Below are 26,482 nucleotides of genomic sequence, written 5' to 3' on the forward strand. Positions count from 1 at the left end.
GGTCGCATCTGCGCCGTTTCGACCGTTGTCAGTTCGAGGACCTAATCTGTGCACCGTGACTTCGCCTGCCTCGACGGACCTCGCTCCGCCCCAGCTCAGCGCGGCGCCGCGGCCCGCGCAGGGCCCGGCCGCCGACGAAGGGCTCGCGCGGCGCCTCCGCGCGCTCGCGTGCACCGCCCCGCTGCACGACCTCGACGCGCGCAAGGCGAACCTGGCCGGCGAGTACACGGTCTACGCGATGGCCGAGGTGGCCCTCGCCGCCATCGACCTCATCACGCTGAACATGGACTTCGACACGGGCGCCGACCACGAGCAGATCGTCGCCCGCCTGCTGCCCCGCGTCGCCGCCCAGGCACCGCACCGGCCCGCCGCCGAACACGAGCGCGTGGCCCGCTGGGTCCTGGAGAACCTGATCAACGTCGGCAGCGTCGACCGCGGCTTCCGCGCCGTCTACGGCACCTTCGGGACCGACGGCGTCTACGTGCGCAGGGACTACGACTTCAAACTCATCGAGGAGGTCCCGGGCTACGGCGGCGGCGTCTACCTCCGAACCACCGACGAAGCGGTCAACGTCCTCGTCGGAGCCCTCGACACCGACGTCACCAGCGCCCAGATCGCCGCCGAGGTGAAGCTGGAGGTCCTCATCAACCGGGGCAGGCTCGCCGACGCCCAGCTCGCCGCCGAGCAGGCGCGCTACCGGACCGTGCAGTACGCCGAGAGCCTCCGCAGGACCCTGGAGGCCACCCGGCGCAACGTGCGCGCGGTGGACTGGCTCAACGCCGTGCCGGACATGATCGCCGAGGCGCTCGACCACGTCGCCGACCGCTACCGCCACGAGAACGCGATCCTCACCAACATCCGCAAGGCCCGCGACGAGGCCGAGGCGGCGTCCGACGCCAAGACGGCCGAGCACAAGCGGCGCGCCGCCGAGCTCGTCGACATAGTGAAGGACTGCATCCGGCGCCACACCCAGCTCCAGTCCCGCCTCCTGGACGCCGGACCCCTCTTCCGCGCCGAACAGGACCGGCAGGCCTTCGCCGCCCCCACCTCGCACACCGGGCTCGACCTGTACGGCCAGCTCGTCGCCCCCACCCTGCCGCTCCCCGTCGAACAGGCGGCCAGGGTCACCGACGCCTTCTTCGCCCGCGGCACCGGACTGCGCACCCCCGCCTCGGTACGCCTCGGCGATCTCGTCGATCTGCTGCTGACCCCGCCCGTCGAGCGGGAGCACCTCGGTGCGGAGATGCCCGAGCCCGACCTCATCGCCACTCCCGACGACTCCCGCTTCAGCGAGGAGCAGCTCGCGAGCGCCCTGCGGCTGCTCGACCTGGAGCACGACGCCCCGCGCCGCCTCTCCGGCCTCCTCGCCGAGGCCCGCGCACTCGACGACGACCTGCCGTACCTCGTCGCCCTCCTGGCCGTCCACGCGGCGAGCCCTCCCGTGGGCACGGCCTACCGTCAGGGCGAGGAGCGCCTGCTCTTCGCCGTCGACGACGGCACCCCGCTCGACGATCCCGAGTTCGGCGGCGCCGACCTCATCGTCGGTACGGCCCTGCTCGACGCGACCGGCATGGCCGCGGACCGCTCGGAGGCCTCGTGACCCTCGTCCCGCCGGCCGCCGCCGTCGTCGTACCGCCCCTTCGCCCGGACCCGGCCGCGCCGACCCCCGCCGCCGGGCGCCCGGATCCGGCGGACTCGGCGGACTCGGGTGTACGTGACGCCGTCACCCCGGCTCCGGCGGCGGAGCCGACACGTGAGCAGCCTCCGCAGGCGGAGCTTCCGCACGCGGAACCGGAGCAGGCGGAGCCGGAGTACGCGGAGTCCGCGCCCCCGGAGCCGGTGCCCGCAGAGCCGGTGCCCTGCGATCCGACCCTCTCCGAGCCGACCCTCTCCGAGCCCTCCGACCCCGCCCCCGGCCCCCGTGTGCGGCCCGTCCGCGTCGACCGGCCCGCCGATGCCCGCGCCGAGGACCACACCCCGGGGGCGTCCGGTGGCCCGCCCCGGGTCGGGGCGGTGGCGGTGCCCGAGCCGTCCCGGGCGGCGTCCGGCCGACGGCGGGGCGTCCCGTCCGTGCGCGCGGTGCGGCTCACGGACGAACCGGCAGCTCCCGTCGACCGTGCGGCCGCCGGCGCGTCGGCGGCCGTCACCCCTGTCCCGCTGCCCGTGCCCCGCCCCGTCGCCCCCGCCGTACCGGCCCCGGCGTCGACCCAGGTACCGGCCCCGGCACAGGAACCTCCCCCGGTACAGGCACAGACGCCGCCCCCGGCACAGGAACCGCCCCCGGCCCAAGCACCGCCCCCGCCCCCGACACCGACCGAGAGCCCGACCGAGGAGCCCCAGCCGTGAGCGAAACCCACGCCGAGTACGCCGAAGCGTGGGGCGAGCAGGAGCCCCCACAGCCCCCGGCCGCCTCCCCGACCGGCACCGCCGCGTCGACCGTCACCCCCGCCGACGCCGCCGACGCGGCCCGGCTCGTCTCCTTCGGGCTCCAGCCCAAGCTGCTCCCGGCCCGGGACGCCGAGTACGGGGAACTCCTCCGCCGCTACCGCGAGGACCCCGCCTTCGGGCGCCTTGCCGACGCCGTCGCCACCGGCCTCGGACTCGTCGTCCTGGAGGTCTCTCCCCGCGCGGGCATGGCCGTCACCGCGGGCGAGGACTCGGTCTTCGCCGTCCGCATGGGCGACTACGCGCGCCGCGCCTCCACGGACTCAGCCGACCGGTTCCTCCACGGTCTGGCCCATCTCGCCGTCGCCGCCATGGCCTTCCCCCGCCCCGAGGACCTCGCGGACGACGGGTACATCGGCCGTCTCACGGTCAACGGCGTGGACGCGTTCGTACGCCAGGCGTGCCTGCGGCTCGAACAGCGGGCGGAGGAGCGGGGCGAGAACACCGACCCGGTCTCCGACGCCCCCGGCCTCGAGGCGGCCTGGCGGATCTACGCGCGCCGCAGCGCCACCGGCGCCACCAAGGACGCCCGCCGGCTCGCCGGGTCCACCACCGGCATCGTCGGCAAGGCGGCCGCCTTCCTCACCGAGTCCGGTTTCCTCCAGCGCACCGGCGACGAGGGCGGCGGCTCCTACCGCACCACCGCCCGCTACCAGCTCCAGGTCCGTGACATGGCCGGGTCCGCCGCCATGGCCGAGCTCCTCGACCTGGGCGTCGTCCCCGTCAGCGACGGCTCCGCGACCCTGCTGCCCCCGCCCGAGGGCGACGACCTGGAGCTCGCGGCCGACGCGGGCCTGCCCTTCCACGGGTGACCGAACCGGCGCAAACCGAGCCCGCGTAAACCGAACCGGCCCCACGACCCCCACCACCGAACCGCCCGCGTAAACCGAACCGGCCTCACCGACCCGCCCGCCTCACCGACCCCCACGCACCACCGACCCGCCCGCACCACCGAACCCGCCTCACCGCCCCGCGCAACCGACCTTCCAGAGCACGAGAGCACGAGAGTCCCTCGCCATGTACGAGCTGTCCCGGGTCCGCCTGTACTCCATCGGTCCCGCCGGTGCGCGCTACGCCGACACCGTCCTGGACCTGCGGGGGGTCGGCGCGCCCGTGCCCCACCCCGCCCCCGCGCAGGCGGAGTTCTTCGAGGAGGAACCGGTCGGGCCGCCGCGCCGACCCGCCCCCGCGGGTGTGCTCTTCCTGGAGAACGGCGGAGGCAAGTCCGTCCTCCTCAAGCTGATCTTCTCGGTCATGCTCCCCGGCCACCGCAACACGCTCGGCGGGGCCAGCTCCGGCGTCCTGCGCAAGTTCCTCCTCGCCGACGACTGCGGTCATGTCGCCCTGGAGTGGCAGCACACCCTCACCGGCGAACTCGTCGTCGTCGGCAAGGCCAGTGAGTGGCGCGGCCGTCAGGTCTCGCACGACCCGCGGAAGTTCGCCGAGGCCTGGTACTCCTTCCGTCCCGGCCCCGGACTCAGCCTGGACAACCTCCCCGTCGCCGAGGCGACCTCCGTCCGCCCGCCCGTCGAGGGCGCATCGGGCGCGAGCGGCCGCCGCCGCACCATGAAGGGCTTCCGCGACGCGATCACGGAGGCCGGCAAGGCGTACCCGCACCTGGAGGTCTACTGGGAGGAGATCCACGACCGCTGGAACGAACACCTCGGCGAACTCGGCCTCGACCCGGAGCTCTTCCGCTACCAGCGCGAGATGAACGCGGACGAGGGCGAGGCCGCCGGCCTCTTCGCCGTCAAGAAGGACTCCGACTTCACCGACCTGCTGCTGCGCGCCGTCACCGACACCCGGGACACCGACGGACTCGCGGACCTCGTCAGCGGCTTCGGCAACAAACTGGGCCGTCGCGCCGAGCTGACCGCCGAGCGCGAGTTCACGGCCGGTTCGGTGGACCTCCTCAAACGGATCGTCGACGCCGCCGAAACCCGGTCCCACGCGCGCGAGGTCCACACCGCCTCCGAGCGCCGCACCCGCACCCTGGCCCGTCGGCTCTCCGCCCGCGCGGTCCGGGAGCGCGGCCGTGGCGCCGAACTCGCCCAGCAGGTCACCTCCGCCGCCGACGCCGTCGCCGAGGCCGAGACCGCACGGGGCCTCAGCTCCCGCGTCGCCGCCGAACTCGCCTATCGGCACGCCTCCCTGGCCCTGGCCGCCGCAGAGAAGAGCGCGGCCTCCCAGCGCCGGGAACTCACCGACGCCCGCACGGCGCACTCCGCCTGGCAGGCGGCCGAGGTCGTCCTCCGCCACCGCGCCGCGGCCGACCGCTCCGCGCGCGTGGCCGTCGCCATCCGGGAGGCCGAGCGGGACGCGGCCCCGGCCCTCGCGGCCCGTGCCGAAGCGGCCGCCGACCTCGTACGGGCACTCGCCGCCGCCGCCGAGGAGGGCGAGCGCCACGCGGCGGAGGAGGAGGAGCGCTCCACCGCCCTCCAGGAAGTCGGTGAGACCGCCCACCGCGACGCCACGGTCGCCGCCACCGAGGCCCAGCGCGCCCGCAGCGAGGCGGGCCACCTGCGCCAGCGGCTCGCCGAGGTCGAGCAGGAGACCGCCGAGGCCGTACGGGCGGGCTGGCTCGACGACTCCGCACCCGACGCCGACCCCGCCCGCGCGGCCCTCGCCGCGAGCGACGCCGAGAAGACGACGGTCGCCGCCTGGGACACGGCCCGCGAGGTCGCCCGCACCGCCGCGGACCGCGCGCGTGAGGCCGCGGGCGCCGAATCCCGCGCCGAACTCGCCGCCGCCCGCGCCGCCGACGCGGCCGAGGCCGCCGGGAACGCCTACGACGCGGAGCGCCGCGCCGCCGAGCTCCTCGCCGCCGAGGAACGCCTCGCGGAGCTCCTGAGCCTCCCGGCCACCGGCTCCGCCCTCCCCGCCCCCGGCTCCCCCCTCCCGGGGCAGCGCGCGGCCACCGCGCCCACCGGTGACGGCGAGGACGGGGACCCCGCCGACCGCCAGGGCACCTCCGGGGAGTCCGGGCCCCAGGGGCCGCTCACGGTCACCGAGTTCGACCGGTACGCCGACGACCTGCGCGGCATGCTCGACCAGGCCGTCACCTCCGCCGAGCGCCAGCTCTTCGACCTGCGCACCGCCGCCGCCGACGACTCCCGCATCCTCGGGGCCCTCGGCGACGGCGGTCTGCTGCCGCCGGGACCCGACGTCCTCGCCACCGTCGAGTACCTCGGCGAGCAGGGCATCCCCGCCCTTCCCGGCTGGCGCTACCTCGCCCAGTCCGTGGACCCCGTCGACCACGCGCGCGTCCTCGCGGCCCGCCCCGAGCTCGTCGACGGCGTCGTGATCACCGACCCCGTCTCCTACGGACGCGCCCGCGAGGTCCTCGGCTCGGCCGCCCTGCTGCCCCGCTCCGCCGTGGCCGTGGGCACCGCGGCCGCCCTGCTCGCTCCCGTGCCGGCCCAGGACCCGACGGGCGACACCGGTGTCTTCCTCGTGCCGCCGAACCCGGCCATGCACGACGAGCACGCGGCCGACGAGGAACGTCACGCCCTGCGCGCCCGCGCGGCCGCACGCGACGAGGAGATCCGTACCCTCGCCTCCCGTCTCGCCGGCGACCGCTCCCTCGCGGCCCGGATCGGGTCCTGGCGCGCCGACTGCCCGCCCGGGATGCTCGCGGAACTCGCGGCCGTCGCCACGACCGCCCGGGAGACCGCCGAGGCCGCGGCCGCGACCCTCGACGAGGCCCGCACCGCGCGTGCGGAGGCCGAGGAGGCGGCCGCCGAGGCCGCCCAGGTCAGGGACGAGCGCCAGGAGGCGGCCCAGCGCGCCCGCCGCGTCGCCGACGCCCTCGCGGGCCTGGCGTACCGGCTGCGCGAGCGTTCCGCCTGGCAGGCCAAGCTCCGCGAACTCGCCGACGACGCCGCCGAGGCCGAGGCCCGCGCCCAGACCTGCCTGGAACGCGCGCGTGCCGCCGACGAGGACCGCCGCGCGACCCAGCGCTCCGCCGACGACGCCCACCGCACCGCCCGCGCCCTGCGGGCCGAGCGTGCCGAGATCGCGGGCGCCCCCGACCCCCTCCCCGACGGTGACGCGCCCGCGTCCCGCGCCGCGCTCCCCACCCTGCGCGAGGCCTACCGGGCCGCGTCCCAGCTGTACGAGAAGGTCGGCGTGGGCGCCGACCTGCGCGCCGAGCAGGCCCGCGCGGAGAGCGACGAGTCCGCCGCCCTGGCCGAACTCGACCGCCTCACCAACAAGGTCAGGACCCGCGCCGAGCAGCTCCTCGAGTCCACCGACGGCGCCGACGGCCCGTCCCGGCAGGCCGCGGCCGCCCGCGCCGAGGCCCTCGTGCAGATGCTGGAGGTCCGCGCCTCGGAGGCGAGCGAGAAGCTCGGCCGTCTCCGCGGTGAGGCCGAGCGACTCGCCCCCGAGGACGGCGGCTCCCACACCGAGCTGCCCGAGGAGCTGGTGCCCGCCGACGCCGAGCGGGCCCAGGCCCTGCTCCGTACCGCCACCGCCGAGCTCGCCTCCCGTACCGACGCCCTGGAGGCGGCGCGCGCCGCCCACGCCGGCCTGCTCCGCGACCACCGGGCCGCCGAGGACGCGGCCGGCGGTTTCGAGGAGACCGCGGCCCTGCTGCGGGACCTGCTCCGCGACCACACGGACGAGGAGCGGGACGAGGCCGAGCCGTATCCCGGCAGCCTGGAGGAGGCCCGTACGACGGCCGGTGAGACGCGCCGGGCGCTGCGCGGCTGCACCGCCGAGCTGTCCGCCGCGGACGCCGCCGTCCGCGAGGCGAGCGACATCCTCGTACGGCACGCCAACTCCACCCGCTACGAGCAGGTCCGCACCCCCGCCCGCCAGCAGATCCGCGAACTGCCGGCGTCCGCCCTGCCCGAGCACGCCGCCAAGTGGGCCGAGGCCTTCGCGCCCAGGCTGCGGGTCCTCACCGACGAGCTGGAGCAGCTGGAGCGCAACCGCGACTCGATCGTGGACCGGCTGCGCGGCCTCGTGGAGTCCTCCCTCGCGACGCTCCGCTCCGCGCAGCGGCTCTCGCGGCTCCCCGAGGGCCTGGGCGAGTGGTCGGGGCAGGAGTTCCTGCGGATCCGTTTCGACGAGCCGGACCAGGCCACCCTCGCGGAGCGGCTCGGCGAGGTCGTCGACGAGGCCACCCGCGCCGCCGTCAAGAAGAACTCCGACCTGCGCCGTGACGGGATGTCGCTGCTGCTGAGGGGGGTACAGGCGGCCCTCGAACCCAAGGGGGTGTCCGTCGAGATCCTCAAGCCGGACGCGGTGCTCCGCGCCGAGCGGGTGCCCGTGGGGCAGATGGGCGACGTCTTCTCCGGTGGTCAGCTGCTCACCGCGGCCATCGCCCTGTACTGCACGATGGCCGCGCTCCGCTCCAACGACCGGGGCCGTGACAAGCACCGCCACGCGGGCACGTTGTTCCTGGACAATCCGATCGGCCGTGCCAACGCCACGTACCTCCTGGAGCTCCAGCGGGCCGTGTCGGACGCGCTGGGCGTCCAGCTGCTGTACACGACGGGTCTCTTCGACACCACCGCCCTCGCCGAGTTCCCGTTGGTGATCCGGCTGCGCAACGACGCCGACCTGCGGGCCGGGCTGAAGTACATCAGCGTGGAGGAGCACCTGCGTCCGGGACTGCCGCAGGCCGCCGGAGAGGGTGAGACCATCCACGGCGAGATCACGGCGACCCGGATGTTCCGCCGTCACTCGAGCGACGCCCCGACCCCGCCGCACACCCCGTAGCGAGAAGGGCAGCGGCCCGGCCCCTGTCGAGGGGGCCGGGCCGCTGCTCTTGTGCTTACCGCCTTGTGCGTACCGCCTTCACGTACCGCCCGTGGCTCAGGCCGCCTCGGACAGCGATGCCGTCCCCGGCCGGCCCTCTTCGTGCTGCTCACGCAGGGGGCTGCGGGCCGTGCTGCTCGGCTCCGACACCACACCGTTGCGCTGGCGCCACACCTGACGGGTGATCCAGACGTCGAGGACACTCCAGGTGGCCACGACGGTGAAGACCACCGCGCTGACGGTCACCGGGAACGCCAGCCACGAGCCCGCCAAGGAGCAGAAGAAGGCCACCACGGCCTGGATGATCGTCACGGAGGTGATGATCACGGCCCGCACGGCGGCGGCACGCACCGGATCGGGCATCCTCCGTCGGCCCCGTTCCTCATCCACCCACAACTGCCGCGCCGCCCGCGCCTCGTGTTCCATTGTCCTGTCACTCCCCACCACTGAACGACTTCAGGGTCGGCTGCCCGTCTTGAGCGTCTTTACACGGACAGAACCTCCCCGTACCTATTGACGCACGCCAGAGGGAAAAGGTTTCGCCCGCCCCCGGGTGAACGTGACACAGACCGGGTCGGAACGAAAAATTCCAGCCATCCCCGTTCATCGGTGAAATGGCGCGTCATCAGGTGTCCTGCACCACAGTGGCCGACCCCAACTCCCCGAATACCAGGACATCTCATGATCAACACTCACTCGACCGGCTGAAAATAGCGCGGACACGCCTTCGGGAAGGCCCGGATGCAGTAGTAGGCTCGCGCCGCCGTTTGTTGGAACTCAAGTGTCGAAACTCAAGGTTGACGCCGCGTGTTGACGCCGGACGTCACGAACGTGAAGGACCCCCGTGCTCAACGGGGGCCGAGCTGGGGGAGGCCATGCGCTTTCGCGGGAAGTCCATCCGCCGGAAGATCGTGGCGTTGCTCCTCGTACCCCTCGTCTCCCTCACCGGTCTGTGGGGCTTCGCCACGACGCTCACCGGCCGCGAGGCCGACCAGCTCCTCGACATCGGCTACATCGTCGAAAAGGTCGGCTATCCCCTTGAGGACACCGCCCGGGTCATCCAGCTCGAACGCCGCCAGTCCTTGATCTACCTCGCGGACCCCCGGGGCTCCGACGCCCTCGGCTCCCTGCGCGAGACCCGCCTGGCCGCCGACCGCCAGATCGCCCGCATCCGCGCCAACGCCGCGGACCCCGGCGTACGCGAGGAGATGCGGCCCGTCACGGCCCAACGGCTCACCTCCCTCCTCGAAGCACTCGACGGCCTCGCCTCACTGCGCCGCTCCGTGGAGAAGCGCGACATCGGCCGCATGCAGGCCCTCGAGTTCTACAACCGGCTCGTCGACCCCTGCTACAGCTTCCTGCTCACCCTCCACGCCCTCGAGAACGTGGAGATGGACAAGCAGGGCCGCGCCCTCGTCGGCATCACCCGCGCGCGTGAGCTGCTCTCCCGGGAGGACGCCCTCGTCCTCTCCGCGCTCGTCGCGGACCGCGTCACCGCCCGGGAGATCCGCGAGATCTCCGACCTCATCGCCAACCGCGAGCAGTTCTACGAGGTCAACCTCGAACTCCTTCCCGCCGCCGAGCGCGAACGCTTCGAGAAGTACTGGCGCAGCCCCGACACCAGGCCCCTGCGCATCGCGGAGGACGCGATCATCGACCAGGGGCCCACCGACAACCCGCGCGCGGTCGCCCCCGCCTACTGGCAGGACCACGTGGGTCCCGTCCTCGACGACCTGGCCCGCGAGAACACCGCCGCGGGCGACCGCTACCAGGACCGGGTCCAGCCCGCCGCGTACAGCGTCCTCCTCAAGGCGGGTGTCGCCGGCGTCCTCGGCTTCCTCGCCCTGCTCGCCTCGATCGTCATCTCCGTCCGGATCGGCCGCAGGCTCGTCCGCGACCTGCGCCGCCTCCAGAAGGAGGCCCAGGAGGTCTCCGGCGTGCGCCTCCCCAGCGTCATGCGGAGGCTCGCCGCCGGCGAACAGGTCGACGTCGTCACCGAGGTGCCCCACCTGGCCTACGGAGAGGACGAGGTCGGCCAGGTCGGCCAGGCCCTCAACACCCTCCAGCGCGCCGCCGTCGAGGCCGCGGTGAGACAGGCCGAACTGCGGCGCGGCGTGTCCGAGGTGTTCGTCAACCTCGCCCGTCGCAACCAGGTCCTGCTCCACCGCCAGCTCACCCTCCTCGACACCATGGAACGGCGCACCGAGGACACCGACGAGCTGGCCGACCTCTTCCGGCTCGACCACCTCACCACCCGTATGCGGCGCCACGCCGAAGGCCTCGTCATCCTCTCCGGCGCGGCCCCCTCCCGGCAGTGGCGCAAGCCCGTCCAGCTCATGGACGTCGTCCGCGCCGCCGTCGCCGAGGTCGAGGACTACGAGCGGATCGAGGTCCGCCGCCTGCCCCGTCTCGGCGTGGGCGGCCCCGCCGTCGCGGACCTCACCCACCTCATCGCCGAACTCCTGGAGAACGCGACGGTGTTCTCGCCGCCGCACACCGCCGTCCAGGTGCTCGGCGAACGGGTCGCCAACGGCTTCACCCTGGAGATCCACGACCGGGGCCTCGGCATGAACGCCGACGCCCTCCTCGACGCCAACCTTCGGCTCGCCGAGACCCCCGAGTTCGAGCTCTCGGACACCGACCGCCTCGGCCTCTTCGTGGTCAGCCGTCTGGCCCAGCGCCAGAACGTCCGCGTCTCCCTCCAGACCTCCCCGTACGGAGGGACCACCGCGGTCGTCTTCATCCCGGCAGCGCTGCTCACCGACGCCCCCGAGACCCAGGGCGCGGGTTTCCGCCTGGACCGCAAGACGCTGGACCGCACCGCCCCGGCCGAGGACGGGACGCCCGGGGGCGGCGCGACGCCAGGCCCGCGCCCGGCACTCGCCAGGGTCCCGGACGTGACCGAGGGGCTCGCTCCGCTCGACGGCCCCGTCGAACTCGAAGGACCCGTCGACAGCGACTTCGACGTGCTCCTCGACCGGTCGGCGGACCTCCTCGACACCGAGAGCGAGCGCGGCGGCCTGTTCCTGCCCCGTGGCAGGCGCCGCAACGGCCCCGCACCCGCGGGCGAGCAGCGGACCCCGGACCGGACGATCGGCCACGGCGAGGGCGAGACGCCGACCGCCGGGGGACCCCTCGGCCCCGTACCGCTGCCGCGCCGCCGCGTCACCCCGACGCTCGTCGTCGACCACGGCCGCCGTGTCGACGCCGCGAACAGCGCGCGGCGCCCGGCGGGCGCCGCGGAGCAGGACCGCGCGCGGGCTTTCCCGGCGCGCCCCGACGACGACTCGGCCCACGCCCGCCCTCGCCCGACCCGCGCCGACGCGGCTCCCGACAGCGCCTCCGACACGGCTCGCCCGCTTCCCGACACGGCTCGCCCGCTTCCCGACGGGGCCGGCTCGCTTCCCGAGGGGCCGCGCTCGCTTCCCGGCCCGGCTCACCCGCTGCCCGACCGTAGCCACGAAGGCCCCGAGCGCGCCCGGACGTTCCCCTCCCTGGACCCTCACCTCCCCGCCCAGGACCAGTCGCTCACCGGCCGTGCGCACCCCGCTCCCGGCCGGACGTCCACCCACTCCGACCCCCCTGGCCACCTCGCCCGCGGCACAGACCAGGACGTCCCGCCGGCCTCTCGGACCGGCACCGGCCCCAGCCTGGTCCCCGTCCCGGCGGAGGGATCCTCACCGGCCGTGGGCCCCGAGACGTTCGGCGGACTGCCCCGCCGCGTCCGCCAGGCGAGCCTCGCGCCGCAGCTGCGCGCGAGCGAAGGCCCGGCGGACCGCGGTAACGGCGGGCAGACGGACCGCGGTACGGGTCGGCGCGCGGACGCCCGTACGAGCGGGGGCGCGACGCCCGCGGATCCCGACTCCTTCGAGCGCGACGCCGAGGAGGTACGCGCGCGCATGGCCGCCATGCAGCGCGGCTGGCAGCGCGGACGGCGGCACAACGCCGACCCGGACGACCCGACAGCACAAGGAACGACACCCGAGGGGGACGGTCGATGACCGCACCGAACGCCGCAGCACCCAGCACCACCTCCGGAAACGGCGAGCTGAACTGGCTCCTCGACGAGCTCGTGCAGCGCGTCGGGTCCATCCGGAAGGCCCTCGTGCTCTCCAGCGACGGCCTCGCCACGGGTGCTTCCCAGGACCTCACCCGGGAGGACGGCGAGCACCTGGCCGCTGTGGCCTCCGGTTTCCACAGCCTCGCCAAGGGCGTCGGACGTCACTTCGACGCGGGCCAGGTCCGTCAGACGGTCGTCGAACTCGAGGACGCCTTCCTCTTCGTGACGGCCGCCGGTGACGGCAGCTGCCTGGCCGTGCTCGCCGACGCCGACTCGGACGTGGGTCAGGTCGCCTACGAGATGACGCTGATGGTGAAGCGGGTCGGGATCCACCTCGCGACGGCCCCCCGGACCGGTCTGTCCTCGGGGGGGTGAGTGGGACGGCATGAGTGACGCAGCCGAGCGGAACCAGCTGGACCAGAGCCCGGCCCCGCACCACTGGTTCGACGACGAGGCCGGGCCGGTGGTCCGTCCGTACGCGATGACCCGCGGCCGGACCAGTGCCGCCACCCGTCACCGGCTCGATCTGATCGCGCTGGTCGTTCCCGAGCCCGCCGCCGACGATCCCGGCCGGGACCAGTCGCTCTCCCCAGAACATGTGGAGATCGTCGAACGCTGCTCCGAGCAGCCCCAGTCGATCGCCGAGCTCGCCGCCGGACTCGACCTCCCCGTCGGGGTGGTCCGGGTTCTCGTCGGTGACCTCGTCGAGGACGAACTCGTCCACGTGACCCGCCCCGTTCCGCCGGCCGAGCTGCCGGACGTGAGCATTCTCCGCGAGGTGATCAATGGCCTTCGGGCGCTCTAGCCGCAAGAAGCCCTTCGTCGAGCCGATGACCCTGAAGATCCTGGTCGCCGGCGGATTCGGGGTCGGCAAGACGACCCTGGTGGGCGCGGTCAGCGAGATCAGACCCCTGCGGACGGAGGAGATCCTCAGCGAGGCGGGGCGGCCCGTCGACGACCTGAACGGTGTGGAGACCAAGACGACCACCACGGTCGCCATGGACTTCGGCCGGATCACTCTCCGCGAGGACCTCGTCCTGTACTTGTTCGGCACTCCGGGCCAGGACCGTTTCTGGTTCCTGTGGGACGAGCTGGCGCAGGGCGCGCTCGGCGCGGTCGTCCTGGCCGACACCCGCCGCCTGGAGGACAGCTTCGCGGCCATCGACTACTTCGAGCGCCGCGGCATCCCCTTCACGGTGGCCGTCAACTGCTTCGAGGGCGCCCAGCGGTTTCCCGCCGAGAGCGTGCGGGGGGCGCTCGACCTGGACCCCGAGGTGGAGCTCATGATGTGCGACGCCCGCGACCGGGAGTCCGTGAAGAACGTCCTCGTGGCCGTCGTCCAACACGCTCTGGTCCTCGCCGACCGGACCCACGCGGGCGCGACGACCTGACAGTCGCCCCCGGCGGGCGCGACGACCTACGGAAGGCCCCCGCGTGCGGGGGCCTTCTCGACGCCGGGCACCACTTCGGCCTCCGCCCCGACGGCCGGACCGGCCGTCGTCACCGGTGAACCACCGGGCCACCGGGCGGTGCCTCCGAACCACCGATCATCGCACCACCTGACGCAGCGTCAGAGGGTCGGCACGGGTGTGTCGGACGCGAACATCTCAGTGACCTGCCACCGACCTCCGCGCCACCGGGAAGTCGAAGAACGTGCTCGGGAAGGGCTCCGGTTTGAAGGTGTAGTGCCACCACTCCTCCGGCAGGTTCACGAATCCCTGCTCGGCGAGCGCCGTCCTGAGCAGCTGCCGATGGGCCCGCTGCGCGCCCTGGATCCGAGGGTCGTCGGTGTGCGAGAGCGTGTCGAAACAGTCGTACCCGGTCCCCATGTCCACGGCGTTGTCGGGGAACCGCTCCCACTGCGGCGCGTAGCACTCCACCAGCCTCTCGCCCGGCACGTACGCGCGCGTGGGCACCGCCGGCAGCCGCACGATCGTCAGATCCACCGTCGAACCACGACTGTGTCCCGACTTCTCCGCGATGTACCCGTCCGCGAACAGTCTCGACTTGTCGACGAGCGGATAGAACTCCTTCTTCATGCGCTCGTCCCCCAGATCCTTCGCCCACCGCACGAAGTGGTCGACGGCCCGCTGCGGCCGGTAGCAGTCGTACACCTTCAGCGTGTATCCCCGCGCGAGAAGACGCACCTGCGCGCGGTGCAGCGCCTCCGCGGCCGGCCGGGTCAGGATGCACATCGGCTGCCGGTAGCCGTCCACCGGCTCACCCACGAAGTTGTGCGGAGTCGTGTAGCGCATCTCCTGAAGGATCGTCCGGTCCACGGAGCTCAGGGCCACGAACTCCCGTGGGGCCTTCGGCTCCGGCGCGGCCAACGCAGGGGGAGCGGGGGCGACGACAGCGCCCGTGGCGGCGATCAGCCCGGCGGCGGCCGTGACGGCGAGGGTACGGAAAGCGGAAGCGAGTCCTGTCATGCACACCGTCTATCAGTTCCGGCAGCGCCGGGAAAGGGTGATCGCGTACGGTCGGGCCGTGAAGGACTCCCACTGCTCCTGCTGCGGCGCCGCCCACCCGGCCGACGCAGGCTGGCCCCGTACCTGCCCGGCCTGCGGACACACCGCCTACCGCAACCCGCTGCCCGTGGCCGTCGCCCTGCTCCCGGTCACCGACGGAGCGGGCACGGGCCTCGTCGTCATCACCCGCACCATAGAGCCGGCGCGGGGCGGGGTCGCCCTGCCCGGCGGTTTCATCGACCACGGCGAGGACTGGCGCACGGCCGTCACCCGCGAACTGCGCGAGGAGACCGGCATCGAGGCGCCCGCCGAGCGGGTCGGACTCGCCGACGCGATGAGTTCCCCGGGCGGCCACCTCCTCCTCTTCGGCCTCCTCCCGCCCCGCCCGGCCAGGGACCTCCCGCCCTCCACCCCGACGGACGAGACGAACGGCCACCACGTGCTCCACGCGCCGGTGGACCTGGCGTTCCCCCTCCACACGGAGGCGGTACGCAGGTGGTTCGCGGGCACATACGGCTGACGGCCCCGGCCCGGGGCCCTGACGGCAGGGCCCGGTACGCACCACACCGTCACGCCGTCACACCGTCACGCCGCCCCACCCCGCACCCGCACCGGCAGCCCCGGCGCCTCCACCCCGTCGTCCGTCACCCGCTCCACCACCACCCGGCCGTCCACGAGCCGCGACTGGTACCGCTCGATCTCGGCCGGCTCCCAGCCGTCCCCCGTGTCCCGTACGACGAGACCCCCGCCCGCCCGCCCCGCGGCCGGCGCCCACACCTCCAGGGCCAGGGCGCCATCCTCGCCCCGCACCGGGAGCACCGCTCCCGCCCGCGCCAGGACCGGGATCCGGGAGAGCGGCGCGTCGAGCAGCACCTGCCCGGGCCCCTCGTACGCCTGCCCCGTCGCCGTGTCGTACCAGCGTCCGCGCGGCAGCCGTACCGCCCGCCGGTCGGCGCCCCGGCTCAGGACGGGCGCCACGAGGAGCGCGTCGCCGAGCAGGAACGCGTCCTCGCAGTCGCGCAACACCCGGTCCTCGGGCGCTCCCCACCACAGCGGTCGTACGTACGGGGCGCCCGTCATCCGGGCGAGCCGGGCCAGGGTCGTGAAGTACGGCCGCAGACGTTCCCTTTCGGCCAGCGCCACGCGCGCGTGCTCCAGGACCTCCGGACCGAACTCCCACGGTTCGCGCCGCCCCGCGCCGATCGCCGCGTGCGTACGGAACAGCGGCAGCCACGCCCCCAGCTGGTACCAGCGCAGGAACAGCTCCGGGGTCGGGCTGCCGTCGAAACCACCCACGTCGGGCCCCGAGTACGGCACCCCGCACAGGCCGAGCCCCAGGACCAGGGCGAGCGAGGCCCGCAGCCCCGGCCAGCCCGTCGACACGTCGCCCGACCAGGTGCCCCCGTACCGCTGCATGCCCGCCCAGCCGGACCGCGAGACGAGGAAGGGCCGCTCGTCGGGCCGCAACCGGCGCAGCCCCTCGTATCCGGCCCCCGCCATCGTGAGGCCGTACACGTTGTGGGCCTCGCGGTGGTCCCCGCCCCGGCCGTCCAGGGCGTGCCGCGCGGATCGCGGCAGCGTCATGTCGCCGAAGGGGGCGAAGGCCACCGGCTCGTTCATGTCGTGCCAGACCCCGGCGAAGCCCTGCCGGAGCCGCTCCTCGTAGAGGCCGCCCCACCACTCCCGTACCGCGGGATCGGTGAAGTCGGGATAGGCGCACTCGCCAGGCCACACCACCCCCCGCACCTCCCCGCCCCGAGCGTCCCGGACGAAGGCTCCCGCGGCCCGCCCGCTGTCGTACACCGGGTCGCCCGGCTCGGCCTTCACCGCCGGGTCCACGATCGACACGAGCCGGACGCCCTGCTCCCGCAGCTCCGCCGCGAGCCCCGGCAGATCGGGGAACCGCTCCCGGTCGACCGTGAACACCCGGTGCCCGTCGTAGTGGTCGATGTCCAGGTGCACGGCGGCCAGCGGCAGCCCGCGCTCCCGGTACCCGGCCACGACCCGGCGCACCTCCCGCGCGCTCCCGAACCCCCAGCGCGCGTGCTGAGGTCCGAGGGCCCAGTCCGGCGGCAGCGCGGGAGCGCCCGTCAGCGCGGCCCAACCGTGGAGTACGCGCGCGGGGGTGCCGACGACCACCCAGCCGCGCAGCGGCCCGCCGTCCATCCGGACCTCACTGGTCCCCGGCCGGTCGTGCCCCGAGCCCGCCCCTTCCTCGCCCTCCGCCAGGGTGACCCGGCCGTCCCAGGAGTTGTCGTGGAACGCGAGGTGGGTCCCGGCGTCGGAGACGACGAACTGCACGGGCATGGTGAGGTAGAGCGGATCGTCCCCGGGGCCGAAACTCCCCTTCGGGTCGGTGTTCCACAGCCGGTACGAGCCGTCCCGCAGCCGCGGCCCCGCCGACCGCCCGCCCAGGCCGAAGAACCGCGCGTCCGCCGGCACCTCGCTCCGCTGGACCCAGCGCGCGGTTCCGGCCGCCGCCGTCCCGTCCCGCTCGCCCTCGACCGCCTCGGTGACGGCCATGGCCCCGGGACCACGTCCCGGCACCCCACTCGCCACCGGCTCCCACCAGCGGGGCGGCAGGTCCCGCCGCAGCATCACCCCGCCCGGCGTCCGGATCTCCACCGCCCCGTGCCGGGAGACCGCCACCGTCACCCGCTCCGACACGATCCGCCAGCCGCCGTCGGTGTCCGGCTCCAGGGAGGCCCGGGGGTCCGGGTCGGGCGCCTCACCGGCCAAGGCGTACGAGGGTAGCGGCCCGGCTCCGTCCCACCCCCAGAACACGGTGCCGCCCGACGACACACAGATCCGCAGCGAGGACCGCGTGAAACGGATCGTCCCCCCGCCAGGGGCGGCCTCCGCCGCCGTCGCGAGCCCCGGCACCCGAGCCCGCTCCGGCCCTCGCGGCGGCATCCCCCACGCATCCGTACGGCGCTGCCGCCACGCCGCCCGCGCCGTCCGCCATCCCCGCACCGCGCCGAACACCTTGATCGAACGCACCAGTTCCCGACCGTCCATGGCGATCACCCTGCCACCCACCAGGGGCGATACGAGCTCCGTTCAACTTCCGTTCACCCGTGGTGGGGGCACATATTCAACTGTCCGACCATGGGCGGGCAGACCTGGTGCGAAAGACGATCACATGGCATCGTCCTGTCAGCCGCGTCGCGCGCACACCCCAGCACGTGCGCGGGACACACGCCGACCCCGCGTACAGCCAGGGAGCCGCCCCAATGACATCAGCGCAGACCGAGCCGCTCTGGCAGCCGGACGAGGAACGCATCGCCACGGCCGCCGTGACCCGCTTCCAGACCTGGGCGGCCGAACACCACGGCGCCCCGGCCGAAGGCGGGTACCCGGCGCTCCACCGCTGGTCGGTCGACGAGCTCGAAGCCTTCTGGAAGGCGGTCGTCGAGTGGTTCGACATCCGCTTCGCCACCCCGTACGAGCGGGTCGTCGGAGACCGGTCGATGCCGGGCGCCGACTGGTTCCCCGGAGCCACCCTCAACTACGCCGAGCACGCCCTGCGCGCCGCCGACGAGCGCCCCCATGACACGGCCCTGCTCCATGTGGACGAGACACATGACCCCGTGGGGACCACGTGGGCCGAGCTCCGCCGCCAGGTCGCTTCCCTCGCCGCCGAACTCCGTGCCCTCGGCGTACGGCCCGGGGACCGGGTGAGCGGCTACCTGCCCAACGTCCCGCAGTCCGTCGTGGCCCTCCTCGCCACCGCCGCCGTCGGCGGCGTGTGGACCTCCTGCGCCCCGGACTTCGGCGCCCGCAGCGTCCTCGACCGCTTCCAGCAGGTCGAGCCGGTCGTCCTCTTCACGATCGACGGCTACCGCTACGGCGGCAAGGAGCACGACCGCCGCGACACCGTCGCCGAGCTCCGCGCCGAGCTGCCCACCCTCCGCGCGGTCGTCCACATCCCGCTCCTCGGCACCCCGGCCCCCGACGGCACGCTCGCCTGGGCCGACCTCGTCGCCGGCGACGTCGAGCCGGTCTACGAGCAGGTCCCGTTCTCGCACCCGCTGTGGGTCCTGTACTCCTCCGGTACGACGGGCCTTCCCAAGGCGATCGTCCAGTCCCAGGGCGGCATCCTCGTCGAGCACGTCAAGCAGCTGGGCCTGCACTGCGACCTCGGGCCCGAGGACGTGTTCTTCTGGTACACGTCCACCGGCTGGATGATGTGGAACTTCCTGGTCTCCGGCCTTCTCACCGGTACGACGGTCGTGCTGTACGACGGCAGCCCCGGCTACCCGGACACCGCCGCCCAGTGGCGCGTCGCCGAGCGCACCCGCGCCACCCTGTACGGCACCTCCGCCGCGTATGTCATGGCCTGCGCCAAGGCGGACGTCCACCCCGGCCGCGACTTCGACCTCTCGGCGGTGAAGTGCGTCGCCACCACCGGTTCCCCGCTGCCGCCCGACGGCTTCCGCTGGCTGCACGACGAGGTCCGCGAGAACCTGTGGATCGCCTCCGTCAGCGGTGGCACCGACGTGTGCTCCTGCTTCGCGGGCGCCGTCCCGACCCTGCCGGTCCACATCGGCGAGCTGCAGGCGGCGGGCCTCGGCACCGACCTCCAGGCCTGGGACCCCTCCGGAAAGCCCGTCATCGGCGAGGTGGGCGAACTCGTCGTCACCAACCCCATGCCCTCCATGCCGATCCACTTCTGGAACGACCCCGACGGCAGCCGCTACCGCGACAGCTACTTCGAGATGTTCCCGGGCGCCTGGCGCCACGGCGACTGGATCACGATCACCGACCACGGCTCGGTCGTCATCCACGGTCGTTCCGACTCCACCCTGAACCGCCAGGGCGTACGGATGGGGAGCGCCGATATCTACGAGGCCGTGGAACGCCTCCCGGAGATCCGCGAATCCCTCGTGATCGGCTTGGAGGAGCCGGACGGCGGCTACTGGATGCCGCTCTTCGTCCACCTCGTGGAGGGTGCCACGCTCGACGACGAGCTGATCGCCCGCATCAAGCGGACGATCCGCAGCGAGCTCTCCCCGCGCCACGTCCCGGACGAGATCATCGAGGTCCCGGGCGTCCCGCACACGCTGACCGGCAAGCGCATCGAGGTCCCGGTCAAACGCCTCCTCCAGGGCACCCCCCTGGCCAAGGCCGTCAACGCGGGCTCGGTCGACGACCTCGGACTCCTCCACTTCTACGAGACGCTGGCGGCCTCCCGACGAGGCTGACCAGGTCACGCCCCCGGTGCCCCCGGCAGCGTGTCGGGGGCACCACATCCCGCTCGGGGACACAAGAGCACCGCCTCCCCCCGGCCCACACCCTGCCCCCGCACGTTCGGCACCGGTCGCTCCCAGGCCCTCGGCACCGGCCGCTCCCAGGCCTTGAAGCGTCCCGTCGCCCTCCCGCCTCACCCGCCGTACGTCGCCTGAGCGTCCCCGAGCACCTCCGCGAAGTCCGCGGCGAGGCGCGTCGCGTCGTCGGGCGCGAGCGTCGCCGTGGTGATCCGTACCGCGGGCGGGGCCCCGATGCGGAACCGCGCCCCCGCGGCGACCCACCACCCCTGTGTCCGCAGACCGTTGACGACCGCCGACTCGTCCCGCACCGGCACCCACACGTTCAGCCCGCTCGCCCCGACCGCACGGATCCCGTACGTCCCGAGCGCACCGATCAGAGCCGCGCGCCGCTCCCCGTACGCCGCCTCGCCCGCCGCCACGCGCGCGCGTACCGCCGGGTCGCCGAGGAGGCCGGCCACCGTCTCCTGGAGTACGTGACTGACCCAGCCGGAGGTCATCAGCATCCGTCCGTCGTGCCGCGCCAGCGTCACCGCGTCGCACGCGACCCCGGCCCAGCGCAGATCGATCCCGAGGTGCTTCGACACCGTCCGCACCTGCGCCCACCGGTCGAGCCCCGCCGCCGCGAGCGTATGGGCCGCGGCCCCGCCGATCTCCGCGTTGTGGTCGTCCTCGATGACGAGCACCTCGGGGAACTCCCTGAGCACCGCCACGAGTTCGTCCCGCCGTGACCGGGTGAAGAACGCCCCGGTCGGACATTGGCCCCGAGGGCTGCACACCACCGCGCGGACCCCGCCCCGAAGCGCCGTCCGCAGCGACTCCGGTCCGAGCCCCTCACCGTCCACCGCCACCGGGACCAGACGAAGCCCCAACGCCGGTACCAGGTCCAGCAGATGGTGGAATCCGGGGTCCTCCACGGCCACCGCGTCACCGGGCCGCAACTCCGTCGACAGGAGCCGCGCGATGCAGTCCAGGGCCCCGTGCGCGAAGGTCACGTGCCGCGCGGGCACCCCGTCACGCTCGAACCACGTCCGGGTCACCTCCTCGAGCGCCGCGAGTCGGGGCGCCGCGCGGTGGGACCCGTACACCGGGGTGACCGCCGACGGCGGACGCAGTACGGGAAGGAAGGCCGGGTCCGGATGGCCGCCCGCGAGGTCCACCAGGCCCTCCGGCACGCGCGGCGGGCGCCGGGAGGCCACTGACGGAACCTCGGCCACCACGGTCCCGCCCCGCCCGCGCGTGACGATCAGCCCCCGCTGCCGCAGCTCCTTGTAGGCCGTCGCGACGGTCCCCGGACTCACCCCCAGCGCGTCCGCCAGCCTCCGCACGGGCGGCAGGGCGTCACCCGGGGCGAGCCCGCCCTCGGTCACACCCTGCTCCACGGACGCGGCGATCCCCTTGGCCGTCGTCCCTACGATCACATATTGTGCTGCCACGTAATCAATTATGTATCAATACAAAACAGTTGGCAAGGGGGACCCATTGAGCCGCACCACAGGCCTCACCCGCACCGCCTTCAAGGACCGCATCCCCGGAGGCCCCGACGGTCACCGCATGCTCGTCATCGGCTTCATCGACAAGTGCGGCACGGGACTCTGGTCCACGGCCATGGCCCTCTACTTCACCTACGTCACCGGCCTCGGGCTCGGACAGGTCGGGCTCCTCATCGCCCTCTCCGGCGCGGCAGGCATCGCCGGCGCCCCCCTCGGCGGCCTCCTCGCCGACCGCTTCCCCCTGGTCCGCGTCATCATCTGCACCCAACTGCTGCGCGCCACCGCCCTCCTCGCCCTCCTCACCACCGACGACTACCTGCTGCTGGTCCTCTTCTCCGCGGCCGGCGCGCTCCCCGACCGCGCCACCAACGTCCTCACCAAGCTGTACGCCGCCCGGGTCGCAGGACCCGACCGCGTGCGCTACCAGGCGATCAACCGCACGACCTCCAACATCGGCTGGACCCTCGGCGGACTCGGCGCGGCAGCCGCACTCGCCGTCGGCACCACCACCGCCTTCCACGTCCTGCTCGTCGGAGACGCCCTCTCCTACCTCGTGATGGCGGCCCTCACCCTCCGCTGTGCCGAACCCCCGGCCCCCGCCGACTCCCGGGTCGCCGCGGCGTCCACGGCCCCCGGGCCGACCCCCGCCACCAACCGCCCCACCCCCTGGCGGGACCGCGGTTTCCTCGCCTTCACCGCGGGCGAATCGGTCCTCTTCCTCCACGACTCGATCCTCCAGGTCGCCCTCCCGCTCTGGATCGTCCACGCCACCGACGCCCCCGTCGGCCTCGCTCCGCTGCTGATAGTCGCCAACAGCGCGCTCGTCGTGATCTTCCAGGTCCCGCTCTCCCGATACGGCTCCTCCACCGAAGCCGCCCGGCGCCTCCTGGCCCCCCTCGCGGGGCTCTTCGCCGTCGGTACGCTCGCCCTCACCGTCTCCGCCCTCGGCGGCCGCACCCTCTCCATCGCCGCCCTGATCACCGCGGCCGTCGCCCTCACCTTCGCCGAGATGCTCCACACCATCGCGTCCTGGGAACTCTCGGTCGCCCTCGCCCCCGGTGAAGCCCAGGGCGCCTACCTCGGAGTCCACGGCCTCGCCCAGTCCACCCAGCGCTTCGCCGGCCCCCTCCTCATGGCCGGACTGATCTCCGCCGGCCCCTTCGCCTGGCCCGTCCTCGGCGTGGCCCTCATCGCCACCAGCGCCGCCCAGAGCCGCCTGGTCCGCCGAGGCCTGGCCGAGCCATCACTGTCAGTGGCGAAGGTTACGGTGAGTGAGCACTGATCGGACCGAACCAGGGGGAGACATGACGCGGACCGGCACCACCCAGGCACACCTCCGACGCGCCCTGCGCCGCGAAGTCCCCAGCACCGTCGGCCTCCTCGCCGACGAGCACGACTTCACGGCCATGCGCCAGTACCGGACCTTCGCCTTCGACGACCACACCACCTATCTCCGGCAGGTCGAGGCCCTCCTCAGGACCCTCGCCACCCAGGGCGGACACACCACGGTCACCCTCTTCGACCCCGAGGAGTACGCGGCCTACTGCGCCGAGACCGCCATCGACCCCGACCACCCCACCAGCCGCAGCCGCTTCTCCGCCCACCTCGCCGCCACCGGCGCCCAGGTCACCTACACCGGGCAGCCCCTCAGCACCCTCCTGCCCGAGCTCATCGACACCGCCGTCCGCCACGCCACCTGGGAGTACGCCACCACCGTCCTCGCCGCCACCGGCGACTGCGCCACCTGCGGCAAGGACATCGGCAGGGCCGCCTTCGAGCGGGCCGCCCGGCTCCTCGCCCGGCTCCTCGACGCGGCGGGCCCCGGCACCCACCACCTCGTGTGCAGCGTCCCGGCGGCCGACGACCAACTCCTCGCCGTCCTCCACGCCCACGGCACCCCGGGAGCCGCCACCGCCGACGACGCCGCAACCGCCGAGTTCACCGCGGTCCTCGCCGCCGGCATCGCCCTCGGGGCCCCCGGGGGACTCGTCCTGCGCACCAGCAACCCGGGGGAGCGCGACCGACTCCACGGCTGGCGCCTCACCGGTGGAACCCTCACCCCCCTCACCGAAGCCGAGGTCTTCGCCGCCTACTGCACCGACGCCGGCACCGGAGAACCGCTCTCCCCGGAACCGGGCGTGGACCACCGAGCCGGCTTCCCCCTCATCCCCGACCCCGACGACGACTGGACCGGCCACCACTGACCCACCCACGACGAAGGGGCTCCCCGCCACCTCGGTGACGGAAAGCCCCTTCGTCGACAACACCCGGGAATCACTCCCCGGACAGCACCGCCTGCGCGGCCACACGGGCCTCCTCAGCCGAGTCCGCCGCACGCGCCGCGGCGGCGGCCCGCTCGCACTGCGCCAGCGTGTACTTGGCCAGCGTCGCCCGCACATAAGGAATCGACGCCGCACCCATGGACAGGGAGGTGACCCCCAGACCCGTCAGCACACAGGCCAGCAGCGGATCCGAGGCAGCCTCGCCGCAGACGCCACAGCTCTTGCCCTCGGCCTTGGCCGCCTCGGCCGACAGTGCCACCAGATCGAGCAGCGCGGGCTGCCACGGGTCCTGGAGCCGCGACACCGCACCGACCTGCCGGTCGGCCGCGAAGGTGTACTGCGCCAGGTCGTTGGTGCCGAGCGACAGGAACTCGACCTCCTGAAGGATCGAGCGCGCCCGCAGCGCGGCCGACGGAATCTCGACCATCGCACCGAACTTCGCCCGCAGTCCCGCCTCACGGCACGCGTCGGCGAACGCCTTCGCGTCCGTGCGGTCGGCCACCATCGGAGCCATGACCTCGAGGTACACGGGCAGTCCCTCGGCCGCCTTCGCCAGCGCGGTCAGCTGCGTCCGCAGCACCTCCGGGTGCTCGAGCAGCGACCGCAGCCCCCGCACACCGAGCGCCGGGTTCGGCTCGTCCACGGGCGTGAGGAAGTCGAGCGGCTTGTCGGCGCCGGCGTCCAGCACCCGCACGACCACACGGCCCTCCGGGAAGGCCTCCAGCACCTTCCGGTAGGCCTCGACCTGCTTCTCCTCGGACGGGGCCTTCGCGCTGTCGTCCAGGAAGAGGAACTCCGTACGGAAGAGACCGACGCCCTCCGCCCCGGCCTCCACCGCGGCCGGCACGTCCGTCGGACCACCGATGTTGGCGAGCAGCGGAACCTTGTGCCCGTCCGACGTCGCACCAGGACCGCTGGACGTGGCCAGCGCGGCCTTCCGCTCGGCGGCGGCCTTCGTCAGCGACGCCTTCTTCTCCTCGCTCGGATCCACGAAGAGCTCACCGGTCGAGCCGTCGACCGCGATGAGCGTGCCCTCGGCCAGCTCACCCGCGCCCGGCAGTGCGACGATGGCCGGCACACCCAGCGCCCGCGCCAGAATCGCGCTGTGACTGGTCGGCCCGCCCTCTTCCGTCACGAACCCGAGCACGAGCGCCGGGTCGAGCAGCGCCGTGTCGGCTGGCGCCAGGTCCCGCGCGATCAGCACGTACGGCTCGTCGCTGTCCGGCACACCGGGCATCGGCACCCCGAGCAGCCTGGCGACGATCCGGTTCCGCACGTCGTCGAGGTCGGCCACACGACCGGCCATGTACTCGCCGGCACCGGCGAGCAGCTCACGATAGTGGGAGAAGGCGTCGTAGATACCGCGCTCGGCCGTGCTGCCCACGGCGATCCGGCGGTCGACATCGGCGATGAGCTCCGGGTCCTGGGCGATCATCGCCTGGGCCTCCAGCACGTGCTGCGCCTCACCACCGGCCAGATTGCCGCGCGCAATCAGGTCGGCGGCGACAGCCTCGACGGCCTGCCGGGCGCGCCCCTGTTCGCGCTCCGCCTCGTCCGCCGGAATCTGCTTGGCCGGCGGCTCGAGAACCGCCGTACCCATGTGCCGGACCTCGCCGATCGCCACACCGTGGCTGACGCCGACGCCTCGCAGCGTTGTCTCCATCTCACCCGTCTCCGATAGAGCGGCGGCACCCGCCGCCGCGTTGAATGTCGAACTCGAGGTCGTCACGAGGACGAACCGGCTCAGCGCCAGCCGAAGAGTTCGTCGCCGGCCTTCACGTCACCGTCTTCGACGACGTCGGAGAGCGAGTCCGCGGTGGCTTCGAGCGCCACGACGGGGCAGATGGGGGACTTGCCCGCGGCTTCGACGTCCGCGGGGTTCCAGCGCACGACGGCCTGTCCACGCGTCACGGTGTCACCCTTGTTGACGAGCAGCTCGAACCCCTGCCCGTTGAGCTGGACGGTGTCGATACCGAGGTGCGTCAGCACACCGTGCCCCTCGCCGTCGACGACGACGAAGGCGTGCGGGTGCATGGAGACGACGACCCCGTCGATGGGGGAGACGGCCTCCGAGGGCTCACGTACGGGGTCGATGGCGGTACCGGGACCGACCATCGCACCGGAGAAGACCGGGTCGGGAACTGCGGCGAGACCGATGGCGCGTCCAGCAAGCGGCGACGTCACGGTTGACATGGGAAGCCTCCCAGGGGCGGAGATCGTGTGGCGCCGTCACTACCTGTCCTGGACGGCGTACTGTTGTGAAGCGTAAGTCATAAGAAGTCCCAGTTCCGCCCGAGACGTACCAGTTGGACGGACCTAGGGACCACCGGCAACGATTTGCCTCAACTGGCGGTGGGATGTACCGTCGTACTTCTGCCTGACCCCAATGCGGCCTGAGTCGCGGGTCGGCAGCAACCGCCAGGCAGATCCTAACCCCAGTGGTCTACACCTCTGCATGCTCGCAGGGACGTGGTCGGAGGGACCGGAAAAGCCTGGTAGTGTTTGACCCCGCCGGGAACGGAAAAGCGAAAGCAATTTCCTACCCAGCAGCCCGCTCCAGCGGGTGGCAGAAACGAAGAATCGGATCTGCTAACCTGGAAACACGAAAGACCGAAGGGAAGCCCGGAGGAAAGCCCGAGAGGGTGAGTACAAAGGAAGCGTCCGTTCCTTGAGAACTCAACAGCGTGCCAAAAATCAACGC

18 protein-coding genes are annotated in these 26,482 nt (G+C 73.4%); 12 read left to right on the plus strand and 6 right to left on the minus strand.

Annotation, left to right across the window (positions count from 1 at the left end):
• Nucleotides 1-55: 55 nt before the first annotated feature.
• The 4 genes from ACFWV2_RS30895 to ACFWV2_RS30910 all read left to right on the plus strand — a co-directional run bounded on the left by ACFWV2_RS30895 (nt 56) and on the right by ACFWV2_RS30910 (nt 8,172).
• Complete coding sequence (locus tag ACFWV2_RS30895; RefSeq protein WP_384410016.1) at nt 56-1,600, plus strand: hypothetical protein; 1,545 nt, start codon at nt 56-58, stop codon at nt 1,598-1,600.
• Nucleotides 1,597-2,346, plus strand: coding sequence for a hypothetical protein (locus ACFWV2_RS30900; protein WP_384410019.1), 750 nt, complete (start codon nt 1,597-1,599; stop codon nt 2,344-2,346). The genes ACFWV2_RS30895 and ACFWV2_RS30900 overlap by 4 nt, the downstream gene beginning before the upstream one ends.
• Nucleotides 2,343-3,257, plus strand: a complete 915-nt coding sequence (locus tag ACFWV2_RS30905; protein WP_384410021.1) for a hypothetical protein — start codon at nt 2,343-2,345, stop codon at nt 3,255-3,257. The genes ACFWV2_RS30900 and ACFWV2_RS30905 overlap by 4 nt, the downstream gene beginning before the upstream one ends.
• 205 nt (nt 3,258-3,462) lie before the next feature.
• Complete coding sequence (locus ACFWV2_RS30910; protein ID WP_384410024.1) at nt 3,463-8,172, plus strand: hypothetical protein; 4,710 nt, start codon at nt 3,463-3,465, stop codon at nt 8,170-8,172.
• Between the two features lie 96 nt (nt 8,173-8,268).
• Here the strand turns inward: ACFWV2_RS30910 and ACFWV2_RS30915 are convergent, their stop codons facing one another.
• Nucleotides 8,269-8,562, minus strand: coding sequence for a hypothetical protein (locus tag ACFWV2_RS30915; protein ID WP_384410026.1), 294 nt, complete (start codon nt 8,560-8,562; stop codon nt 8,269-8,271).
• 524 nt (nt 8,563-9,086) lie between these two features.
• Here ACFWV2_RS30915 and ACFWV2_RS30920 point away from each other — a divergent pair.
• Genes ACFWV2_RS30920 through ACFWV2_RS30935 form a run of 4 tightly spaced genes read left to right on the plus strand, consistent with a single transcriptional unit; the run spans nt 9,087 to nt 13,662 of the window.
• Nucleotides 9,087-12,212 (plus strand): nitrate- and nitrite sensing domain-containing protein, encoded by a 3,126-nt coding sequence (locus tag ACFWV2_RS30920; protein WP_384410029.1) that lies wholly within the window; start codon nt 9,087-9,089, stop codon nt 12,210-12,212.
• On the plus strand, nt 12,209-12,646 hold the full coding sequence (locus ACFWV2_RS30925; RefSeq protein WP_360792770.1) for a roadblock/LC7 domain-containing protein: 438 nt from the start codon (nt 12,209-12,211) through the stop codon (nt 12,644-12,646). Before ACFWV2_RS30920 ends, ACFWV2_RS30925 begins: the two co-directional genes overlap by 4 nt.
• A 10-nt stretch (nt 12,647-12,656) precedes the next feature.
• Nucleotides 12,657-13,076, plus strand: a complete 420-nt coding sequence (locus tag ACFWV2_RS30930) for a DUF742 domain-containing protein (protein ID WP_360792772.1) — start codon at nt 12,657-12,659, stop codon at nt 13,074-13,076.
• Nucleotides 13,057-13,662: an ATP/GTP-binding protein gene (locus ACFWV2_RS30935; protein WP_360792774.1), complete on the plus strand. Its 606-nt coding sequence runs from the start codon at nt 13,057-13,059 to the stop codon at nt 13,660-13,662. Before ACFWV2_RS30930 ends, ACFWV2_RS30935 begins: the two co-directional genes overlap by 20 nt.
• A gap of 216 nt (nt 13,663-13,878) precedes the next feature.
• Here the strand turns inward: ACFWV2_RS30935 and ACFWV2_RS30940 are convergent, their stop codons facing one another.
• A complete protein-coding gene (locus ACFWV2_RS30940) occupies nt 13,879-14,700 on the minus strand; it encodes a M15 family metallopeptidase (RefSeq protein WP_384410034.1) in 822 nt (273 codons plus the stop codon).
• Here ACFWV2_RS30940 and ACFWV2_RS30945 point away from each other — a divergent pair.
• The gene (locus ACFWV2_RS30945) at nt 14,699-15,259 is read left to right on the plus strand and encodes an NUDIX domain-containing protein (protein ID WP_384410036.1); all 561 of its coding nucleotides are present in this window, start codon (nt 14,699-14,701) and stop codon (nt 15,257-15,259) included. The genes ACFWV2_RS30940 and ACFWV2_RS30945 overlap by 2 nt on opposite strands.
• A gap of 65 nt (nt 15,260-15,324) precedes the next feature.
• Here the strand turns inward: ACFWV2_RS30945 and ACFWV2_RS30950 are convergent, their stop codons facing one another.
• Nucleotides 15,325-17,757: a glycoside hydrolase family 31 protein gene (locus ACFWV2_RS30950; RefSeq protein WP_384410039.1), complete on the minus strand. Its 2,433-nt coding sequence runs from the start codon at nt 17,755-17,757 to the stop codon at nt 15,325-15,327.
• Between the two features lie 215 nt (nt 17,758-17,972).
• Here ACFWV2_RS30950 and ACFWV2_RS30955 point away from each other — a divergent pair, with 215 nt between their 5' ends.
• Entirely contained in the window at nt 17,973-19,943 is a 1,971-nt protein-coding gene (locus ACFWV2_RS30955; protein WP_384410042.1) for an acetoacetate--CoA ligase, read from the plus strand.
• Between the two features lie 179 nt (nt 19,944-20,122).
• Here the strand turns inward: ACFWV2_RS30955 and ACFWV2_RS30960 are convergent, their stop codons facing one another.
• Nucleotides 20,123-21,442 (minus strand): aminotransferase class I/II-fold pyridoxal phosphate-dependent enzyme, encoded by a 1,320-nt coding sequence (locus ACFWV2_RS30960; protein ID WP_384410045.1) that lies wholly within the window; start codon nt 21,440-21,442, stop codon nt 20,123-20,125.
• A gap of 46 nt (nt 21,443-21,488) precedes the next feature.
• Here ACFWV2_RS30960 and ACFWV2_RS30965 point away from each other — a divergent pair, with 46 nt between their 5' ends.
• Together ACFWV2_RS30965 and ACFWV2_RS30970 are read left to right on the plus strand one after the other, a co-directional pair.
• Nucleotides 21,489-22,781, plus strand: coding sequence for an MFS transporter (locus ACFWV2_RS30965; protein WP_384410048.1), 1,293 nt, complete (start codon nt 21,489-21,491; stop codon nt 22,779-22,781).
• 22 nt (nt 22,782-22,803) lie between these two features.
• Nucleotides 22,804-23,703: a hypothetical protein gene (locus ACFWV2_RS30970; RefSeq protein ID WP_384410051.1), complete on the plus strand. Its 900-nt coding sequence runs from the start codon at nt 22,804-22,806 to the stop codon at nt 23,701-23,703.
• Between the two features lie 70 nt (nt 23,704-23,773).
• On the opposite strand, the gene ptsP is transcribed toward ACFWV2_RS30970, so the two are convergent.
• Together ptsP and ACFWV2_RS30980 are read right to left on the minus strand one after the other, a co-directional pair.
• Nucleotides 23,774-25,444, minus strand: coding sequence for a phosphoenolpyruvate--protein phosphotransferase (gene ptsP / locus ACFWV2_RS30975; RefSeq protein ID WP_384410054.1), 1,671 nt, complete (start codon nt 25,442-25,444; stop codon nt 23,774-23,776).
• A gap of 80 nt (nt 25,445-25,524) precedes the next feature.
• Entirely contained in the window at nt 25,525-25,974 is a 450-nt protein-coding gene (locus ACFWV2_RS30980; protein WP_360792792.1) for a PTS glucose transporter subunit IIA, read from the minus strand.
• Nucleotides 25,975-26,482: the final 508 nt, after the last annotated feature.

The organism is Streptomyces sp. NPDC058671 (assembly GCF_042716475.1).
In the GTDB taxonomy this organism is placed as follows: Bacteria; Actinomycetota; Actinomycetes; order Streptomycetales; family Streptomycetaceae; genus Streptomyces.

Bases quoted from the DNA above. Each gene is read 5' to 3' on its own strand.
- ACFWV2_RS30955 (WP_384410042.1), top strand. From the start codon at position 17,973: ATGACATCAGCGCAGACCGAGCCGCTCTGGCAGCCGGACGAGGAACGC.
- ACFWV2_RS30940 (WP_384410034.1), bottom strand. From the start codon at position 14,700: ATGACAGGACTCGCTTCCGCTTTCCGTACCCTCGCCGTCACGGCCGCC.
- ACFWV2_RS30980 (WP_360792792.1), bottom strand. From the start codon at position 25,974: ATGTCAACCGTGACGTCGCCGCTTGCTGGACGCGCCATCGGTCTCGCC.
- ACFWV2_RS30920 (WP_384410029.1), top strand. From the start codon at position 9,087: ATGCGCTTTCGCGGGAAGTCCATCCGCCGGAAGATCGTGGCGTTGCTC.
- ACFWV2_RS30910 (WP_384410024.1), top strand. From the start codon at position 3,463: ATGTACGAGCTGTCCCGGGTCCGCCTGTACTCCATCGGTCCCGCCGGT.
- ACFWV2_RS30925 (WP_360792770.1), top strand. From the start codon at position 12,209: ATGACCGCACCGAACGCCGCAGCACCCAGCACCACCTCCGGAAACGGC.
- ptsP (WP_384410054.1), bottom strand. From the start codon at position 25,444: ATGGAGACAACGCTGCGAGGCGTCGGCGTCAGCCACGGTGTGGCGATC.
- ACFWV2_RS30930 (WP_360792772.1), top strand. From the start codon at position 12,657: ATGAGTGACGCAGCCGAGCGGAACCAGCTGGACCAGAGCCCGGCCCCG.
- ACFWV2_RS30945 (WP_384410036.1), top strand. From the start codon at position 14,699: ATGCACACCGTCTATCAGTTCCGGCAGCGCCGGGAAAGGGTGATCGCG.
- ACFWV2_RS30935 (WP_360792774.1), top strand. From the start codon at position 13,057: ATGGCCTTCGGGCGCTCTAGCCGCAAGAAGCCCTTCGTCGAGCCGATG.
- ACFWV2_RS30950 (WP_384410039.1), bottom strand. From the start codon at position 17,757: ATGGACGGTCGGGAACTGGTGCGTTCGATCAAGGTGTTCGGCGCGGTG.
- ACFWV2_RS30970 (WP_384410051.1), top strand. From the start codon at position 22,804: ATGACGCGGACCGGCACCACCCAGGCACACCTCCGACGCGCCCTGCGC.